Annotated in this window: 16 protein-coding genes; 13 read left to right on the top strand and 3 right to left on the bottom strand. The window is 63.8% G+C overall.

From position 1 onward, the window contains the following. The first annotated feature begins 4 nt into the window (after positions 1-4). Positions 5-1,468 carry a D-alanyl-D-alanine carboxypeptidase/D-alanyl-D-alanine endopeptidase gene (gene dacB / locus FQU74_RS02910; protein ID WP_146284934.1) on the top strand — a complete coding sequence of 488 codons (1,464 nt, stop codon included), beginning with the start codon at positions 5-7 and terminating at the stop codon, positions 1,466-1,468. Between the two features lie 4 nt (positions 1,469-1,472). Here the strand turns inward: dacB and FQU74_RS02905 are convergent, their stop codons facing one another. Next, on the bottom strand, positions 1,473-1,844 hold the full coding sequence (locus tag FQU74_RS02905; RefSeq protein ID WP_229704358.1) for a tellurite resistance TerB family protein: 372 nt from the start codon (positions 1,842-1,844) through the stop codon (positions 1,473-1,475). 170 nt (positions 1,845-2,014) lie between these two features. Between FQU74_RS02905 and FQU74_RS02900 the strand changes: the two genes are divergently transcribed. Further along, positions 2,015-3,595 (top strand): lysine--tRNA ligase, encoded by a 1,581-nt coding sequence (locus tag FQU74_RS02900; RefSeq protein WP_146284932.1) that lies wholly within the window; start codon positions 2,015-2,017, stop codon positions 3,593-3,595. Between the two features lie 163 nt (positions 3,596-3,758). Here the strand turns inward: FQU74_RS02900 and truA are convergent, their stop codons facing one another. Then, positions 3,759-4,532: a tRNA pseudouridine(38-40) synthase TruA gene (truA, locus tag FQU74_RS02895; RefSeq protein WP_146286184.1), complete on the bottom strand. Its 774-nt coding sequence runs from the start codon at positions 4,530-4,532 to the stop codon at positions 3,759-3,761. 310 nt (positions 4,533-4,842) lie between these two features. Between truA and FQU74_RS02890 the strand changes: the two genes are divergently transcribed. Genes FQU74_RS02890 through FQU74_RS02865 form a run of 6 tightly spaced genes read left to right on the top strand, consistent with a single transcriptional unit; the run spans position 4,843 to position 11,438 of the window. Further along, entirely contained in the window at positions 4,843-5,877 is a 1,035-nt protein-coding gene (locus FQU74_RS02890) for a rod shape-determining protein (protein ID WP_146284931.1), read from the top strand. Positions 5,878-5,898: 21 nt separating this feature from the next. Next, a complete protein-coding gene (gene mreC, locus FQU74_RS02885; RefSeq protein WP_146284930.1) occupies positions 5,899-6,846 on the top strand; it encodes a rod shape-determining protein MreC in 948 nt (315 codons plus the stop codon). Beyond that, entirely contained in the window at positions 6,839-7,378 is a 540-nt protein-coding gene (locus FQU74_RS02880) for a rod shape-determining protein MreD (RefSeq protein WP_146284929.1), read from the top strand. The genes mreC and FQU74_RS02880 overlap by 8 nt, the downstream gene beginning before the upstream one ends. Next, a complete protein-coding gene (mrdA, locus tag FQU74_RS02875; protein ID WP_146284928.1) occupies positions 7,375-9,318 on the top strand; it encodes a penicillin-binding protein 2 in 1,944 nt (647 codons plus the stop codon). The genes FQU74_RS02880 and mrdA overlap by 4 nt, the downstream gene beginning before the upstream one ends. A gap of 12 nt (positions 9,319-9,330) precedes the next feature. Then, positions 9,331-10,470 (top strand): rod shape-determining protein RodA, encoded by a 1,140-nt coding sequence (rodA, locus tag FQU74_RS02870; RefSeq protein ID WP_146284927.1) that lies wholly within the window; start codon positions 9,331-9,333, stop codon positions 10,468-10,470. A gap of 41 nt (positions 10,471-10,511) precedes the next feature. After that, entirely contained in the window at positions 10,512-11,438 is a 927-nt protein-coding gene (locus FQU74_RS02865) for a 2-hydroxyacid dehydrogenase (RefSeq protein WP_146284926.1), read from the top strand. A gap of 4 nt (positions 11,439-11,442) precedes the next feature. Here the strand turns inward: FQU74_RS02865 and FQU74_RS02860 are convergent, their stop codons facing one another. After that, a complete protein-coding gene (locus FQU74_RS02860) occupies positions 11,443-12,306 on the bottom strand; it encodes a MurR/RpiR family transcriptional regulator (protein ID WP_146284925.1) in 864 nt (287 codons plus the stop codon). Between the two features lie 138 nt (positions 12,307-12,444). On the opposite strand from FQU74_RS02860, the gene FQU74_RS02855 reads away from it, so the two are divergent. From FQU74_RS02855 to FQU74_RS02835, 5 genes are all read left to right on the top strand, one after another. Further along, positions 12,445-13,218: an N-formylglutamate amidohydrolase gene (locus FQU74_RS02855; protein WP_146284924.1), complete on the top strand. Its 774-nt coding sequence runs from the start codon at positions 12,445-12,447 to the stop codon at positions 13,216-13,218. 3 nt (positions 13,219-13,221) lie between these two features. Then, positions 13,222-13,767 carry a TRAP transporter small permease subunit gene (locus FQU74_RS02850; protein ID WP_146284923.1) on the top strand — a complete coding sequence of 182 codons (546 nt, stop codon included), beginning with the start codon at positions 13,222-13,224 and terminating at the stop codon, positions 13,765-13,767. Next, positions 13,767-15,110, top strand: coding sequence for a TRAP transporter large permease (locus tag FQU74_RS02845; RefSeq protein ID WP_146284922.1), 1,344 nt, complete (start codon positions 13,767-13,769; stop codon positions 15,108-15,110). Before FQU74_RS02850 ends, FQU74_RS02845 begins: the two co-directional genes overlap by 1 nt. Before the next feature lie 56 nt (positions 15,111-15,166). Beyond that, positions 15,167-16,201: a TRAP transporter substrate-binding protein gene (locus FQU74_RS02840; RefSeq protein ID WP_146284921.1), complete on the top strand. Its 1,035-nt coding sequence runs from the start codon at positions 15,167-15,169 to the stop codon at positions 16,199-16,201. Between the two features lie 204 nt (positions 16,202-16,405). Continuing rightward, positions 16,406-17,770: a glutamine synthetase family protein gene (locus FQU74_RS02835; RefSeq protein WP_146284920.1), complete on the top strand. Its 1,365-nt coding sequence runs from the start codon at positions 16,406-16,408 to the stop codon at positions 17,768-17,770. The last annotated feature ends 28 nt before the right edge of the window (positions 17,771-17,798 follow it).

Here is a 17,798-nt window from a genome sequence, read left to right as displayed (position 1 = left end):
TGGCATGGCATGGTCTCGACGCGCAGTTCTGGCGGGGTTTCTGGCATCAGCCGCGGCCCCGGCATTTGCCGAGGCACCGGCGGTCTCGCTTCTGCCGCGTCGCCGCGGTGACGGATCGGCGGAGCGCAGCACGCCCACCAGCGCCGAGAGCCTCATCGCGGGTGCCGAGCTTGGCGGGGCAGTCGGCTTTGTCGTGGCCGATGCACGGACAGGGACGATCCTCGAGGCCGTCGAACCCTCGCGGCAACTGCCCCCCGCCAGCGTGATGAAGGCGCTGACCGCCGCCTATGCGCTGGACCGGATGGGCCCTGCCCGCGGCTTTACCACCCGCGTTCTGGCCACAGGCCCGGTGTCGGGCGGCGTGGTACAGGGGGATCTGGTGCTGGCCGGCGGGGGCGATCCCGCGCTTGATACCGACATGCTGGGCGATCTGGCGGCCAGACTGCGCGCCGCGGGCGTCACAGGCGCAACCGGCGACTACCTGATCTGGGATGCGGCCCTGCCCCGCATGGACCGGATCGATGATGAACAGCCTGACTTTGTCGGCTACAACCCGGCCATCGGTGGGTTGAACCTGAACTTCAACCGGGTTCATTTTGAGTGGCGCAAGCGCGGCGGCGACTGGAACCTGACGATGGACGCCCGGGCCGAGCGGTTCACTCCGGCGGTCAGAATGGCGCGGGTCCGCGTGGCACAACGTGAAACGCCGCTCTTTACCTTTGAGCAGAAGGGCAGCACCGAAGACTGGACCGTCGCCTCTGCAGCACTTGGCAAGGGCGGCGCACGCTGGCTGCCAGTGCGCCACCCCGGTCTGTATACCGCCGAGGTGTTCCAGACCCTTTGCGCCGCGCAAGGCATCAAGCTGCCCGCGCCGCGCTTTGTCGATACCCTGCCTCAGGGAACAGAGCTTGCGCGCAACGACAGTGCGCCGCTCGACATCCTGTTGCGCGACATGCTTAAGCATTCGACAAACCTGACGGCCGAGGTGATGGGGCTTTCGGCCTCACAGGCGGCCACCCATCTGGGCTCCGTCACGGCGATGCGCGAATGGGCGCGCATCCGCCACGGCATTGCCCCCCGCATCGCCGACCACTCCGGGCTTGGCGGCGCATCGCGCATCTCGGCGGTCGAGATGGTGAAGGTGCTGACCGACACGCATCAGGGTGGACTTCCCGCGCTTTTGAAGCTGCACCCGATGCAGGATTCAAAGGGCAAGCCGGTGAAGGATCACCCGGTGCAGATCCGCGCCAAGACCGGCACACTGAACTTCGTCTCGGCGCTGGCGGGCTATGTGCAGCCGCCGGGCGGGCGGCAGATGGCCTTCGCCATCTTTGCCGCCGATCCCGAACGCCGTGCCCGCCTGACCCTCGCTGAACGCGAAGATCCGCCGGGAGGCGACGCCTGGAACCGGCGCGCCAGAACCCTTCAGGGCAATCTTCTGGCCCGCTGGGCGCAGCTTTACGCCTGATGCCTTATGGCGTCAGGTGACGCACCCGCGCGCCCCACTCGATCGCCGCGGCATGCAGGCGATCGATGTTCAGCTCGTCGCGGATTTCTTCCAGCATCCGCAGTTCGATCTGGTTGTGCTTGCCATCCGCCGTCACCACATCGCAGGCCAGCGCATAGGCCGTCTCATAAAGCCGCTCGGGCAAAGCCTCGCGGATCAGGCCAAAGAGCGCATCGAGCCCGTCCTCGACCTCAAAAAGATCAAAGACTGTGCGGCTCACGCGCCGGATGCGATCCGGGTCATAGGCCGCGAAGACGGGCATGTGGTTCACCATGCGGCTGATCGCCACCAGTTCCGCCGTGCGCATATTCTCGTCCGAGGCGGAGGCGGCGACCATTACGGCGACCAGCGCGTCCTGGGGCGAAAGCGAGGGGGTGGTATCAGTCACTTGGCATGTCCTTCCTTTGGTGTTCTGCGACCAGACAATATTGACGCGCGCCGGGGCCAGCAATAGGAGAGGCAGGTTCTGCGCGGGCATGGGGCCTGCGCCAGCATGAGGATGCGCCGATGTCCGCCCTTCGTGACGCCGCGATGAAATCGAAAGCCTGGCCCTTTGAAGAGGCCCGCAAGATTCTGAAGCGGTACGAGAAGAAGGCACCGGAAAAGGGCCATGTGCTGTTCGAGACCGGCTACGGCCCCTCGGGCCTGCCGCATATCGGCACCTTTGGCGAGGTCGCGCGCACGACGATGATCCGCCGCGCGTTCGAGGTGATCAGCGACATCCCGACGCGCCTGATCTGCTTCTCCGACGACCTCGACGGCATGCGCAAGGTGCCCGACAACGTCCCCCAGCCCGAGATGCTGCGCGAACATCTGCAGCGCCCGCTGACCTCGGTTCCCGATCCTTTCGGGGAATACCCGAGCTTTGGCGATCACAACAACGCCATGCTGCGCCGCTTTCTCGATACCTTCGGGTTCGAATACGAATTCTACTCGGCGACCGAGTTCTACCGCTCGGGCCAGTTCGACGACACGCTGCGCCTAGCGACCGAACGCTATGACGCGATCATGGCCATCATGCTGAAATCGCTGCGCGAGGAACGCCAGCAGACCTATTCCTGCTTCCTGCCGATCCATCCGGAAACGGGCCGCGTGCTCTATGTGCCGATGAAGAACGTCGATGCGGTGAACCACACCATCACCTTCGACGACGAGGACGGGCGCGAGTGGACGCTCCCGGTGACCGGCGGCAACGTCAAGCTGCAATGGAAGCCCGATTTCGGCGCCCGCTGGGCCGCGCTTGGTGTTGACTTCGAGATGTATGGCAAGGACCACTCGACCAACACGCCGATCTATGACGGCATCTGCGAGGTGCTGGGCGGCAAGAAGCCCGAGCATTTCACCTATGAGCTGTTCCTTGACGATCTGGGCCAGAAGATCTCGAAGTCCAAGGGCAATGGTCTGACCATTGACGAATGGCTGACCTATGCCGCGACCGAAAGCCTGTCGTACTTCATGTACCAAAAGCCCAAGACGGCCAAGCGGATGCATTTCGACGTGATTCCGCGCGCGGTGGACGAATATCACCAGCAGCTCCGCGCCTATCCCACGCAGGATCTGGACGCACAGGTGAACAACCCGGTCTGGCACATCCATGGCGGCATCCCGCCGCAATCGCATATGGTGGTACCCTTCGGGATGCTTCTGAACCTTGCCAGCGTGGCAGGGGCCACGGATGCAAAGGGCCTGTGGGGCTTCATCAAACGCTATGCACCGGACGCCTCGCCGGAAGCGAACCCCGATCTCGATGCTGCGGCGGGCTTTGCCGTGCGCTACTTTGCCGACCGCATTGCGCCCACGCGCGTCTTCCGCCTGCCGACCGATCAGGAACGCGCGGCGATGGTCGACCTGCGTACGCGCCTTGCCGCCTGGGACGGTGGCCTTGATGAAGAGGCGCTGCAGAGCATGGTCTTTGCCGTTGGCAAGGATCACGGGTTTGAACCGCTGCGCGACTGGTTCAAGGCGCTTTACGAAGTGCTGCTTGGTGCCTCGGACGGCCCGCGTTTTGGCGGTTTCATCGCCCTTTACGGCGTGAGCGAGACCATCGCCCTGCTCGACCGCGCCCTCGCTGGTGAACTCGTGCGCTGAAACAAGACAGGGGGCGCTCGCGCCCCCTCTTGCCTGACGGCAATTCACCCCCTGAGGATATTTGAGAAAAGAAGAAAGAGCCTGCTGAGCCTTCTTCTTTTCAAAAGTATCCTCGGGAGAAGCGCCGCAGGCGCGCGGGGGCAGACAGCCCCCGTCCGACCGATCAGCCCGCGAACGGATCGGTGGGGTAGCCCACTCCGGTCAGATAGAGCCCCTGCGGCGGGCAAACCGGGCCGCAGGCCGCGCGGTCACGGGCCGCGAGCGCGTCCCTGACCTCCTCGGGTGACCAGCCCCCCGCCCCGACCCGTTCCAGGGTGCCAACGATTGATCGCACCTGATTGTGCAGGAAGCTGCGCGCGCGCAGGTGGAAACGGATCTCTGTGCCGCCATGATAGGGCAGCTCCTCGATCCGGATTTCGTCGATGGTCTTGACCGGCGACTTGGCCTGGCAGATCGACGAGCGGAAGGTGGTGAAATCATGGTGCCCGACCAGATAGGCCGCACCCGCCTGCATCGCCACCAGATCGAGCCGGTTCAGCACCTGCCAGACCAGCCCCCGGTCATGCACCACCGGCGCCCGGCGACTGACCAGCCGGAAGGTGTAGCGCCGCTCGACTGCCGAAAAGCGGGCATGGAAGTCGTCGGGAACCCGAGCCACCTGCACCACTGCAACCGGCGCGGGCTTGAGGTGGAAGTTCAGCGCCTCTGTCAGGCGGAAGGGATCCCAGTCCCGCTCCAGATCACAATGGGCCACCTGCCCTGTTGCGTGCACGCCCGCATCGGTTCGGCCCGCTGCGGCAATGGTATGCGCCCGGGGTTCCAGCCGCGCGAGCGCAGCCTCCACCGCGCCCTGCACGGATTTCTGACCCTGCGCCTGGCGCTGCCAGCCAGCAAAGGGGCCACCATCATATTCGATTTTCAACGCGTATCTTGGCATGAAACCGAGGTAACGCAGCGAAACCTGCGCGTCCATAGTCTGCACACGCGATGGGTTCAGGGGGCTGATTGTCGCGATTTGACAGGTATCGGACCAGATCACCCAGACGCGGGCACCGCGAATATTCGTTTATGGAAAGACTTGACGGCACACGCGGAATTGTGCCGCAACAGCGACTCCGGGGTTTCGCCGCCCAATAGGTGACTTTATATGAAGGCGCCCCTGCCCGTGGCACCCGAGTCGCGGGCATTCTAACTTTTTTGGCCGGCCCGCACCCGGCCCTGACCCTTGAACGAAGGACGCAGCCCGCATGTCACTCACCGGCATCTTCTCGTCGGATATGGCGATCGACCTCGGCACCGCGAACACGCTGGTCTATATCCGCGGCAAGGGGATCGTTCTGAACGAGCCTTCGGTGGTGGCGTATCACGTGAAGGATGGCAAGAAGCAGGTGCTGGCGGTAGGCGAGGATGCCAAGCTCATGCTGGGCCGCACACCCGGCAGCATTGAGGCGATCCGTCCGATGCGCGACGGCGTCATCGCCGACTTCGACAGCGCGGAAGAGATGATCAAGCATTTCATCCGCAAGGTTCACAAGCGCACGACCTTTTCGAAGCCCAAGATCATCGTCTGCGTGCCCTATGGCGCAACTCCGGTAGAAAAGCGCGCCATCCGCAATTCCGTGCTGCAGGCGGGCGCCCGTCGCGCAGGCCTGATCGCCGAGCCGATCGCCGCGGCCATTGGGGCGGGGATGCCGATCACCGAACCGACTGGCAGCATGGTCGTCGATATCGGCGGCGGCACGACCGAGGTTGCGGTTCTCTCGCTGGGCGACATCGTCTATGCCCGTTCGGTCCGCGTCGGCGGTGACCGGATGGATGAGGCAATCATCAGCTATCTGCGCCGCCATCAGAACCTGCTGATCGGCGAAACCACGGCCGAACGTATCAAGACCTCGATCGGCACGGCGCGCATGCCCGATGATGGGCGCGGGTCCACCATGGCGATCCGTGGGCGCGACCTGCTGAACGGCGTGCCGAAGGAAACCGAGATCAGCCAGGCCCAGGTGGCAGAAGCGCTGGCCGAGCCCGTACAGCAGATCTGCGACGCGGTGATGCAGGCGCTGGAAACCACGCCGCCGGACCTTGCCGCTGATATCGTCGACCGTGGCGTGATGCTGACCGGGGGCGGCGCGCTTCTGGGCGATCTCGACCTCGCCCTGCGCGAACAGACCGGCCTTTCGATCTCGGTCGCGAACGAGTCGCTCAACTGTGTGGCGCTTGGCACCGGCAAGGCGCTGGAGTACGAAAAGCAACTGCGGCACGTCATCGACTACGACAGCTAATCCCGCGTTTGAGGCCCGCCCGTGGCACGCAACCGCACATCACCGGAAGAGTTCACCCGACCGATCCGCCGGATCCTGGTCGGGCTTCTGGTCATGCTTCTGCTCGCGCTCTTCCTGATCTGGCGGATTGACAGTCCGCGCGTCGAGCGTTTTCGGACGGCTCTGATCGACCGTTTCGTGCCGAATTTCGACTGGGTGTTGTTGCCCGTGTCGAAGGCCACCGAGATGGCGCAGGGCTTTCAGTCTTACCAGAAGCTCTACGAACAGAACCAGGACCTGCGGCAAGAACTGCAGCAGATGCGCGTCTGGAAAGAGGCAGCACTTCGGCTTGAGCAACAGAACGCCAAGCTTCTTGATCTCAATCAGGTGCGGCTGGACCCGAAGCTGACCCATATCACCGGTGTCGTTCTGGCCGACAGCGGCAGCCCGTTCCGCCAATCGGTGCTGCTGAATGTGGGCGCCCGTGACGGGATCCGCGACGGCTGGGCCGCGATGGATGGCGTGGGGCTGGTCGGGCGCATCTCGGGCGTCGGGCGGCGGACGGCTCGGGTCATCCTTCTGACCGATACGAACAGCCGCATCCCGGTTGTTGTTCAGCCCTCGGGCCAGAAGGCGCTGCTTTCGGGCGACAACAGCGCGGTGCCACCGCTTGAATTCGTCGAAAAGCCCGATCTGGTGCGCCCCGGCGATCAGGTCGTGACATCGGGCGATGGCGGAGTATTCCCGGCCGGGCTGCTGGTGGGTCAGGTGGCGCAGGGCCCTGACCGGCGCCTGCGCGTGCTGCTTGCCGCCGACTATGAGCGGCTGGAGTTCCTGCGCGTGCTGCGCAGCCACGACCTTGAACCCATCACCGATCCGGGTGGCCTCGTGTCGCCACCGGTGAACCGAGAGTTCATTGGCCCGCCGCCCGCCGCCGAGGCGCAGGTGGATGCCGATGCCCCTTTGCCCACCGGGGATAGCAATGGTTGATCCGCTGCGCCGCGACGTTCTGTTGCACCGCGGCATCTATGTCCTTGTTGCATTGACGCTGATCTTCTTTCGGCTGCTTCCTCTGGGCACCAAGGCGGGCAGCCTGCCCGGACCTGATCTGCTGCTGTGCCTGACGCTGGCCTGGCTTCTGCGGCGCCCCGACTATCTACCGGTCCTGCTGATTGCCGCGGTCTTCTTCCTTGAGGACCTGCTTCTGCTGCGTCCGCCGGGCCTCTGGGCCGCGCTGGTCGTTCTGGGAACCGAGATCCTGAGATCCCGCATCGCACTGACCCGTGAATTGAGTTTTCTGGTGGAATGGCTATTTATCGGCCTGATGATGATTGCCCTTTTCCTAGGCTATCGTCTGACCTTTTCGCTGGTGATGCTGCCGCAAGTCGGTTTCGGCTATGCAATGGTGCAGGTGCTGGCCTCGATTCTGGTCTATCCTGTGGTGGTGTGGCTTTCACACGTCACGCTGGGTGTGCACAAACCCGGCATGGGCGAGGTCGACGACATGGGACGCAGGTTGTGAGACGGACGCCGAAAGATACCGAGGACAGCGCCCGCAAGGTGCGCCGCCGCGCCGTGCTGATGGGGGGCGCGATGGGGGCCTTTGTGGCCGTCCTTGGCGCGCGGATGCGATATCTCTCGGTCGAGCAGGCCGATGAGTTTCGACTGCTGGCTGAAGAGAACCGGGTGAACATCCGCCTTATCCCGCCTGCCCGTGGCCTTATCCTTGACCGCAACGGAAAGCTGATCGCCGGCAACGAACAGAACTACCGCGTCGTCATCACGCGTGAGGACGCGGGCGATGTGCCGCAGGTTCTAAACCGGCTGGCCTCGATCGTGCCGCTGACACCCGAGGATATCGAAAAGACCCTGAAAGAGGTGGAGCGACGCTCGCCATTCGTGCCGATCACAGTAGCCGACCGGCTAAGCTGGACCGACTTTTCCAAGATCGCGCTGAATGCCCCGTCCTTGCCCGGCGTGACGCCCGAGGTCGGCCTGAGCCGCAGCTATCCGCTGGACACCGATTTCGCGCATGTGGTGGGCTATGTCGGTCCCGTTTCCGAAAAGGACCTTGCCGAGATCGAAAGCCCCGATCCGCTGCTGCAGATCCCCAAGTTCCAGATCGGCAAGATCGGCGTCGAGCGCTGGATCGAGGACAACCTGCGCGGACGCGCCGGCCAGAAGCGGATCGAGGTGAACCACGTGGGCCGGGTCATGCGTGAGCTTGAGCGCATCGAAGGCTCTCCGGGGGATGACATCCGCCTGACCATCGACGCCGAGGCCCAGAATTTTGCACAGGTCCGCATGGGCGAGGAAAGCGCCGCCATGGTCGCGATGGATGTCGAGACCGGCGACATTCTGGCCTGCGCCTCGGCCCCGTCCTTCGATCCCAACCTGTTCGTGCGCGGGATCAGCCAGAAAGACTATTCGACCCTGATGGAAAACGACCACCGGCCATTGTCGAACAAGGCCGTTGCGGGCGCCTACCCGCCGGGATCGACCTTCAAGATGGTCACGGCACTGGCCGCGCTGGAATCAGGGCTGATCAATGCACAGACCGGCGTCTACTGTCCGGGCCACTATGAGGTGGGCACGCGGCGGTTCCACTGCTGGAAGCGGGGCGGCCATGGCACCGTGTCGCTGCATTCGGCACTGGCTGAAAGCTGTGACGTCTATTTCTACGATATCGCCCAGAAGATCGGCATCGACCGCATCGCCGAGGTGGGCCGCAAACTGGGTCTCGGACAGCGCATGGACCTGCCGATGTCGGCCATCACCGAAGGGGTGATGCCGGACAAGGCCTGGCTCGCGCAGCGCTACGGGCAGGATTGGCGCATCGGCGACACGATCAACGCCTCGATCGGTCAGGGCTATGTGCTGGCCTCTCCGCTGCAGCTTGCGGTGATGACGGCACGCATCGCCAGCGGCCGGGCCATCGCGCCGCGACTTGTGAAGGCCATCGGGAGCGAGGAACTGCCGGTTCCGGATGCGCCGCAACTGGAGATCACGCCCGAATATCTGGCCGCAGTGCGGCAGGGCATGTTCGAGGTGATGAACAGCCCACGCGGCACCGCCAAGGCCTCCAAGGTCGCGGACGAGACGATGCTGATGGCTGGCAAGACCGGCACCGCGCAGGTTCGTATCATCTCGGCCGCCGAGCGCGCGAGCGGGGTGATCGACAACAAGAACCTCGCATGGCGCCTGCGCGACCATGCCCTGTTTGTCTGCTACGCCCCCTATGACCGGCCCAAGGTGGCGGTCTCGGTCGTGGTGGAACATGGCGGCGGCGGCTCGGCAGTCGCGGCCCCGCTGGCGCGTGATCTCTTGCTGTTCTGCCTGACCGGAGGGATTCCGCCGCTGTCGGCCTATCCCGCGTCGCAGCGCGGCACGATCGAAACCCGCTTCAAGGAGATGAAGCTGCGTGACATCTCTGGCGCCGGCACAGCCAAGTCGCGGGCGTAAGGGGGCGCAGGGATGAGCTTTCTTGAGTATCGCATCAAGACCGCCCCAACCGGGCTGCGCAAGGTGTTCTACATCAACTGGCCGCTGGTACTGCTGCTCTCGGCAGTCGCCTCGGTCGGGTTCCTGATGCTGTATTCCGTGGCCGGCGGAAACATGGAAACCTGGGCTGAGCCGCAGATGAAGCGGTTCGGCGTGGGCATGGTGCTGATGTTCATCGTCGCCTTCACTCCGATCTGGTTCTGGCGCAACATGTCGGTTCTGGCCTATCTCGTTTCCGTCGCCCTGCTTCTGGTGGTCGAATTCTTCGGCCGGGTGGGGATGGGCGCACAGCGCTGGATCGAACTGGGGCCGATTGTGCTGCAGCCGTCCGAGATGATGAAGTTCACGCTCGTGATGATGCTGGCCGCCTATTACGACTGGCTGGACCCGAAGAAAGTCTCGCGCCCTTTGTGGGTACTGGTGCCTGTCATCCTGATCGTGCTGCCCACAGTGCTTGTTCTGATGCAGCCCAACCTCGGGACATCGGTCATGCTGCTGGCTGCAGGCGCGGCGGTGATGTTCTGCGCGGGCGTCAGCTGGTGGTATTTCGGCGGTGTGGCCGCGCTGGTGGGGGGGGCGATCTATGGGGTCTTTGCCTTTCGCGGCACGCCCTGGCAGTTCTTGCACGACTACCAGTATCGCCGGATCGATACATTTCTCGACCCGACCGCCGACCCGCTTGGCGCAGGCTACAATATCATTCAGGCGCAGATCGCGCTTGGGTCGGGTGGATGGGCCGGCAAAGGCTTCATGCAGGGCACGCAGTCACGGCTGAACTTCCTGCCGGAAAAGCATACCGACTTCATCTTCACCACGCTGGCCGAGGAATTCGGCTATATCGGCGCCTTCTCGCTGCTGCTGCTTTATGCAGGCATCATCGGCTTCTGCGTCATCTCGGCGCTGCAGAACCGCGATCGGTATTCCCAGCTTCTGATCCTGGGGGTGGCCGCCAACCTGTTCTTCTACATTGCGGTGAACCTGTCGATGGTGATGGGCATGGCGCCTGTTGTGGGCGTGCCGCTGCCCTTGCTGTCCTACGGCGGCTCGGCCATGCTGGTTCTGCTGGTGGGCTTTGGTCTGGTGCAAAGCGCCCACGTCCACCGGCCGCGCTGACGGGCAGCGGGCGGATTTGGGTATTTGAACCAAGAGGAAGCATGACGACAGTTCTGTTTGCCGCAGGCGACGCGGCCTGGGTTGAGTATGCGCCACACTTGCGTCATGCGCTGGCCGAGGCGGGCATCGCGGCCGATCTGGTGACGGAAGCGCGGCCAGAGACGGTGGATTTCATCGTCTATGCGCCGTCGAGCCCCTTGCAGGACTTCACCCCTTACACCCGGTGCCGCGCGGTTCTTAGCCTGTGGGCCGGCGTCGAGCGGATCGTGGGCAACCAGTCCCTGACGCAACCGCTGTGCCGGATGGTCGATCCGGGGCTGACCGAGGGGATGGTCGAATATGTCGTGGGACATGTGCTGCGCCACCATCTGGGCATGGACCGCTGGATCAAGGGCGCGACGGGATGGGAACAGATCGTGCCCCCGCTGGCCCGCGAGCGCCGCGTCGGCCTGCTCGGATTGGGAGAGTTGGGGCTGGCCTGTGCCCGCGCGCTGAAGGCGCTGAACTTTGACGTGGCCGGATGGAGCCGCAGCGCGAAGTCCGGGCTGGAGATCCCGGCCCATCATGGGGATGCGGGGCTGGAGGCCGTATTGCGCCGGTCAGAGATCGTCGTCACCCTGCTGCCGCGCACGGCGGAAACCGAGAACCTGCTCGATGCCCGCAGACTGGGCTGGCTGCCATCGGGCGCGGTGATCATAAACCCTGGCCGCGGCGCGCTGATCGACGATGCCGCCCTGCTGGCTGCGCTGGAGTCCGGGGCCGTGGGTCATGCGACGCTTGATGTCTTCCGCGTCGAGCCGCTGCCCGACGACCACCCGTTCCGCAGCCATCCGCGCGTCACGGTCACGCCGCATATCGCGGCCGACACGCGGGCATCATCCGCGTCGCGCGTCATCGTCGAAAACATCGGCCGGGCGCTGGCAGGCGAGCCGCTCAAGCATCAGGTGGATCGCGCGCGAGGGTACTGAGCACCTACCTGCTGCGGCGGAAAAAGCGTGATCGGTCATATAGCGCCTCAAGCCGCTTCAATCGCGCCTCGGTCTCGGCCCAGGTCAGGGTCTGGACCGAGGCGAGCAGGGTCTCCACCAGCACCGTGATCGACACCGTGCTGTCCCATGCGCTCGGGGCCTCTATATGGGCGACGAGCGTATGGCGGGCGTGAACGGCCGCAGGGCTGACCCAGCGGTCCGTCACAAGGATCACCTCGGCCCCCTGCTCTACCGCCAGTTCGACGAGTTGCAGGACCGAGTTTTCGTAGCGGCGGATATCGAAGACGACCAGGACATCGCCGGCCTTCATGTCCAGAAGCGCAGGCGGCCAGGTGTTTGACAGGCCCGAAAGCAACGTCACCTGCGGGCGCACGACCTTCATCAGCGTGACAAAGTAGTCGGCAAGCGCATGGGTGATCCGGCCACCGATCACATAGACCGCGCGGCCAGGATCGGCGAGCAGGCGCGCGGCCGCGTCAAACTCGGCATGATCGATCTGGCGCAGCGTCGCCTGCAGGTTCTGGACCACCGCATCGGCAAAGCGGTTCAGGATATGCGTATCGGGCGCCCCACCCGCCCAGCGATCGTGCTTGGCCAAGGGCGAGACCAGCATGGCCTCGACCTCTGTCCGCAGGCTTGACTGAAGGTCGGGATAGCCCTTGAATCCGAGTTTCTGACACAGGCGCACGACCGTAGGCGTAGAAACTTCGGCCGAGCGTGCGAGCACTGTGATCGAGCCCAGAGCCGCCACCGGATAGTGGGTCAGCACATGGGTGGCAAGTTGGCGCTCGGCCCGTGTCAGGTCTGGCAGGGCCGCGCGCAACTGCTCTTCGATGGTCAGTTCCATGTCGAATCTCCCGTCGGCGCCTGATGACTGTGCATCGATTTGGAAAACTTTGTAACAGAAAATTCCGTGCAGAAATTTTCTTGACAAGAGCACCCGTGGCGAAGGACGCTAACGCCACAACAGGGATGAATCGCAGCAATGACTGCACCGACAGCCGACAGCATGGGGCGCTTCGCCCCCGTGGTAGAGGGGCGTGACCGCGGCGGGGACCTGATCCTGCTTTGCGACCATGCCTCGAACGCCTTTCCGGCGCCTTGGGGCGATCTTGGCCTTTCGCCGGATCAGCGCCAGGCGCATATCGCTTGGGATCCGGGCGCACTCGGCCTGATGCGGGGGCTTGCCGCGCGGCTGGATGCGGCCTGTGTTGCCGCCACGGTCAGCCGGTTGATCTATGACTGCAACCGCGCGCCCGACATGGTCGGTGCGATGCCCGCCCGGTCTGAGGTGCATGAGGTGCCGGGCAACACAGATATCAGCTCCACGGAGCGTCTGGCCCGCACCCGCGCCGTCTATCTGCCCTTCCAGACCGCCGTGCATGAGCTGATCGCCGAGCGTATCGCGCTCGGGCGCCGCCCGGCGGTGATTACCGTGCACAGCTTTACGCCCGTCTACTTTGGCCAGCCGCGAGATGTTGAGTTCGGCGTCATCCACGATGCCGACGACCGTCTGGCCCGCGCGATACTGGCTGAGGCCGAGGCGCGAACCGACCTCTCCTGCGGGCTGAACGCGCCCTATTCTGCGGCCGATGATGTCACCCACACCCTGCGCTTGCAGGCCACACCCTATGGGCTGGCCAATGCGATGCTGGAAATCCGCAACGACCTGATCGCCACCCCCGCCACCGAGGCCGCGATGGCCGACCGCCTTGCCCCCGTGCTTGCCGCCGCGTTAGCCCGCATGAAGGAGTGTTGACCGATGCCGCGCTGGAGCATCGCCTTTGTCCGATTTATCGACCGCCTGAATTATCGGGTCGGCCGCTTTGCCATGTATCTTCTGTTCGTGCTGATGGCGATCCTGATGTGGTCCACCGTGACCAAGGCGGTCTCCACGCCATCGCTCTGGACGCTGGAAATGGCGCAGTTCGTGATGGTCGCCTATTACATTCTTGGCGGGCCCTACTCGATGCAGATGGGCAGCCATGTGCGGATGGATCTGATCTATGCCCGCTGGGATATGCGCCGCAAGGCATGGACCGATGCCTTCACCGTATTCGCGCTGATCATCTATCTGGGTGTCATGCTGTGGGGGGCGTCTGACAGCCTGAGCTATTCGCTGGGCCTGAAATGGCCCGACGGCAGCCTTCTGCCCGAAATCGGCCGGCTTGAACGCAGCCCGACCGCATGGCGGCCCCACCTTTGGCCGATCAAGATGGTCCTTTTCATAGGCTTCCTGCTGATGCTTCTGCAATCGATCGCCTACCTCATCCGCGATATTGCCATCATCCGCGGAAAGGATTTCTGATGCCGCAAGAGATGATCGCCCTTCTGATGTTCTCGACCATGCTGGTCCTGATGATCACGGGCCAACGTGTGTTCGGGGTCATCGGGGTTGTGGCCGTGGTGGCCGCACTGGCCCTTTGGGGCACCGGCGGGCAGGCCATGGGCTTTTCGGCATCGATGAAGCTGATGAAGTGGTATCCGATGCTGACACTGCCCATGTTCGTCTTCATGGGCTACGTCATGAGCGAGACACGCCTCGCCGAAGACCTCTACAAGATGTTCCACGTCTGGTTCGGCCCTGTGCCCGGCGGGCTGGCCATCGGGACGATCCTTCTGATGGTGCTGATCTCGGCCATGAACGGGCTTTCCGTTGCGGGAATGGCGATTGGATCGACCATCGCCCTGCCAGAGTTGCTCCGCCGCGGTTACGATAAACGCATGGTGACAGGCGTCATTCAGGCGGGATCGAGCCTTGGGATCCTGATCCCGCCCTCGGTCGTGCTGGTGCTCTATGCCATGATCGCCCGCGCGCCGGTAAGCCAGCTGTGGCTTGCGGGGGTGGTGCCGGGGCTGGTGATGGCGGGTGTGTTCATCCTCTACATCGCGATCCGCAGCTGGCTGAACCCGAGCCTTGCTCCCCCGCTCAGCCGCGAAGAGCGCGCGGGCTATTCGACCGCCGACAAGATGCGCCTGCTGGGCGCCGGGGTGCTTCCGCTTCTGATCTTCGCGTCGATGATGGGGCCCTTCATCATGGGCTATACGTCACTGGTCGAAGCTTCCGTGATCGGGGTGGCTGTCACGGTGCTGGCGGCGCTTCTGAAAGGCCGCTTCACGCGGCAGGTGTTCGAGGTTGCCACGCGTGAGACACTGGGCATTTCCTGCATGTTCATGTGGATCATCCTTGCCGCGCTCAGCTTCGGGGCGGTGTTCGACGGGCTTGGCGCGGTGAAGGCCATCGAGGGGCTGTTTGTCGATCAGCTGCACCTCAACCCCTGGACCATCCTGATCCTGATGCAGCTGTCGTTCCTGGTGATGGGGATGTTCCTCGACGATACCGCGATGCTGGTGATCGTCGCACCGCTCTATGTGCCGCTGGTGGCGCGGCTCGATCTTGGGTTGCCGCCCGATCAGGTGCTGATCTGGTATGGCGTGCTCTACACCATCACCTGCCAGATCGCCTATCTGACGCCCCCCTTCGGCTACAACCTCTTCCTGATGCGCGCCTTCGCGCCGCCCGAAATCTCGATGGCCGACATCTACCGCTCGGTCGGTCCGTTCGTCGTGCTGATGGTGATCTCGCTCATTCTCGTGATGGTGTTCCCGCAGATCGCACTGTGGTTGCCCACAAGCCTATCCGTAAAGTGACCTGACGAGGGGCGGCCGAACCGCCCCCGCCCCCCAACAACCCCCGGAGGTTCAAGATGACGACAAGACGCAAGTTCCTGACGACCGGCGCCCTTGGCGGCGCCGCGGCCCTTGCAGCGCCCGCAGTAGTGCGCGCACAGGCGCCGATCAAATGGCGGATGCAGACCTATGCGGGCGCGGCGCTTGGCGAGCATGTGGTCAAGCCCGCCGTCGAGGCCTTCAACACCATTGCGCAAGGCCAGATGGAGATCGAGCTGTTCTATTCGGACCAGCTGGTGCCCACGGCCGAATTGTTCCAGGCGATGCAGGCCGGAACCATCGACTGCGTGCAGTCCGATGACGACAGCATGGCCTCGCCCACCGAGGTCACGGTGTTCGGCGGCTACTTCCCGCTGGCGCTGCGCTACTCGCTGGATGTGCCGGCGCTGTTCAACAAATACGGTCTGAAGCAGATCTGGGAAGAAGAATATGCTGCGGTAGGCGTCAAGCACATCTCGGCCGGGTCATGGGACCCGTGCAACTTCTCGACCAAGAAACCCCTGAACAGCCTGAAGGATCTGGAAGGTCTGCGCGTCTTCACCTTCCCCACCGCAGGACGGTTCCTGACGCAGTTTGGCGTGGTTCCGGTCACCCTGCCCTGGGAGGATGTCGAGGTCGCGCTGCAAACGGGCGAGCTTGATGGTCTGGCATGGTCGGGCATCACCGAGGTTTACACCGTGGGTTGGGCCAACGTCACCGACTATTTCCTGACCAACAACATCTCGGGCGCCTGGATCGGGCACTTCTTCGCCAATATGGAGCGCTGGAACGCCGTTCCTCCGCATCTGCAGAAGCTTCTGGAAACCTGCTTCGAGCAATCGCACTACTATCGCCAGCACTGGTACTGGGCCGGTGAGGCGGACCTGCGCATCAACGGCGGCAAGCTGAAGCTGACCACCATCCCCGACGAGGAATGGAAGACGGTCGAGGACGCCGCTGTGAAGTTCTGGGACGAGATCGCGGCCGAAAGCGAGGTCAAGGCCAAGGTTGTCGAGGTCATCAAGAAGTACAACGACACCATGGTGAAGGCAGGCCCGCCCTACCGCTTCTGATGCGACGAACGGCCGAGAGGCGCCACATTGCGCCTCTCGGCAAACCCGGATATGATCAAATTAATGGCTGCCCGATGCAGCCGGTGGAGAGGAAGATGGCAACGGTCGCGCGCCCCTGCTGCTGGCCCAGAAAGCCCGAGTTCGGCGGCGGAGCTTTGTGCATCGCTCTGAACCCTTCCCTTCCCCTTTGACCGAGAGGCAAACATGCCCGCCAATCTGACCTTTGATGCCCTGAAAGCTGCCGTTGCCGCAGGCGAGATCGACACCGTCGCCGTCTGCCTTGTTGACATGCAAGGCCGCCTTATGGGCAAGCGTTTCGTTGCCCAGCACTTTGTGGACGGCGCCCATGACGAAACTCATTGCTGCAACTACCTGCTGGCCACCGACATGGAGATGTACACGGTGCCCGGCTACAAGAGCACGTCATGGGCTGCGGGCTATGGCGATTATGTGATGAAGCCTGACCTGTCGACGCTGCGCCGCCTGCCCTGGGCCCCCGGGACCGCAATGGTGATGTGCGATGTTCTGGATCATCATACCCATGAACCCGTCCCCCACGCGCCGCGCACCATTCTGAAGCGCCAGGTCGAGCGCGCCCGCGCCATGGGGTACGAGCCCATGATGGCGACCGAGCTCGAGTTCTTCCTGTTCGACGAAAGCTTTGCCGACCTCTTTGACCGCGGCTTCCCGCTGCCCACGCCCAAGGCGCGCCACAACGTCGACTATTCGATCTGGGGCACCAGCGCCGATGAGCCGATCATGCGCGACATCCGCAACAAGCTGTGGGATGCGGGTATTCCGATCGAATGCTCGAAGGGCGAGGCTGACGCTGGCCAGGAAGAGGTGAATGCCAAGTATTCCGACGCAATGGATACGTCGGACATGCATTCGATCATCAAGCTGGGCGTCAAGCAGATCGCGCAGGCGCATGGCGCATCGGTCACCTTCATGGCCAAGTATGATCATCGCAAGGCCGGCTCCTCCAGCCATATCCATCAGTCTCTCTGGAAGGACGGCCAGCCCGCCTTCCTTGACACCGCCGACCCGCACGGAATGAGCGACCTGATGAAGCACTACATGGCGGGGCAACTGGCCCATGCCGAGGAAATCACCTATTTCCTCGCGCCATTCGTCAACAGCTACAAACGCTTCGTGGTCGGCATGTTCGCCCCCACCAAGGCCGTCTGGTCTTGCGACAACCGCACCGCAGGCTTCCGCGTCTGCGGCGAGGGAACAAAAGCCGTGCGCGTGGAATGCCGGATCGGCGGGGCGGACCTGAACCCCTATCTGGCTTGCGCGGCCCTTCTGGCGGCGGGTCTTGACGGGATCGAGCGGAAACTGGCGCTTGAGCCCGAGATGAAAGGCGACATGTACGGCGCCGAGGGCGTGCGCGAAATCCCCAAGACACTTGGCGCGGCTGCCGCAGCACTGAAGGGGTCAGCCATGCTGCGCGCAGCCTTTGGCGACGGGGTGGTCGAGCATTACGCCCACGCCGCCGAGTGGGAGTTGCACGAACAGAATCGCGTCGTGACCGATTGGGAACGCAGCCGCGGTTTTGACCGGGCGTGACAAATGCGGCGGGGCATCGCCCCGCCCT

Origin of the sequence: Gemmobacter aquaticus (assembly GCF_007859075.1) — a bacterium.
GTDB classification, from domain to species: Bacteria; Pseudomonadota; Alphaproteobacteria; order Rhodobacterales; family Rhodobacteraceae; genus Gemmobacter; species Gemmobacter aquaticus.
The sequence above is the reverse complement of the archived record's forward strand: the minus strand, read 5'-3'. Positions and strand labels throughout refer to the sequence as shown.

Bases quoted from the DNA above. Each gene is read 5' to 3' on its own strand.
- FQU74_RS02865 (WP_146284926.1), top strand. From the start codon at position 10,512: ATGACGACAGTTCTGTTTGCCGCAGGCGACGCGGCCTGGGTTGAGTAT.
- FQU74_RS02850 (WP_146284923.1), top strand. From the start codon at position 13,222: ATGCCGCGCTGGAGCATCGCCTTTGTCCGATTTATCGACCGCCTGAAT.
- FQU74_RS02835 (WP_146284920.1), top strand. From the start codon at position 16,406: ATGCCCGCCAATCTGACCTTTGATGCCCTGAAAGCTGCCGTTGCCGCA.
- dacB (WP_146284934.1), top strand. From the start codon at position 5: ATGGCATGGTCTCGACGCGCAGTTCTGGCGGGGTTTCTGGCATCAGCC.
- FQU74_RS02860 (WP_146284925.1), bottom strand. From the start codon at position 12,306: ATGGAACTGACCATCGAAGAGCAGTTGCGCGCGGCCCTGCCAGACCTG.
- rodA (WP_146284927.1), top strand. From the start codon at position 9,331: ATGAGCTTTCTTGAGTATCGCATCAAGACCGCCCCAACCGGGCTGCGC.
- FQU74_RS02845 (WP_146284922.1), top strand. From the start codon at position 13,767: ATGCCGCAAGAGATGATCGCCCTTCTGATGTTCTCGACCATGCTGGTC.
- FQU74_RS02905 (WP_229704358.1), bottom strand. From the start codon at position 1,844: ATGGTCGCCGCCTCCGCCTCGGACGAGAATATGCGCACGGCGGAACTG.
- FQU74_RS02900 (WP_146284932.1), top strand. From the start codon at position 2,015: ATGTCCGCCCTTCGTGACGCCGCGATGAAATCGAAAGCCTGGCCCTTT.
- truA (WP_146286184.1), bottom strand. From the start codon at position 4,532: ATGCCAAGATACGCGTTGAAAATCGAATATGATGGTGGCCCCTTTGCT.
- FQU74_RS02840 (WP_146284921.1), top strand. From the start codon at position 15,167: ATGACGACAAGACGCAAGTTCCTGACGACCGGCGCCCTTGGCGGCGCC.
- FQU74_RS02855 (WP_146284924.1), top strand. From the start codon at position 12,445: ATGACTGCACCGACAGCCGACAGCATGGGGCGCTTCGCCCCCGTGGTA.
- FQU74_RS02890 (WP_146284931.1), top strand. From the start codon at position 4,843: ATGTCACTCACCGGCATCTTCTCGTCGGATATGGCGATCGACCTCGGC.
- FQU74_RS02880 (WP_146284929.1), top strand. From the start codon at position 6,839: ATGGTTGATCCGCTGCGCCGCGACGTTCTGTTGCACCGCGGCATCTAT.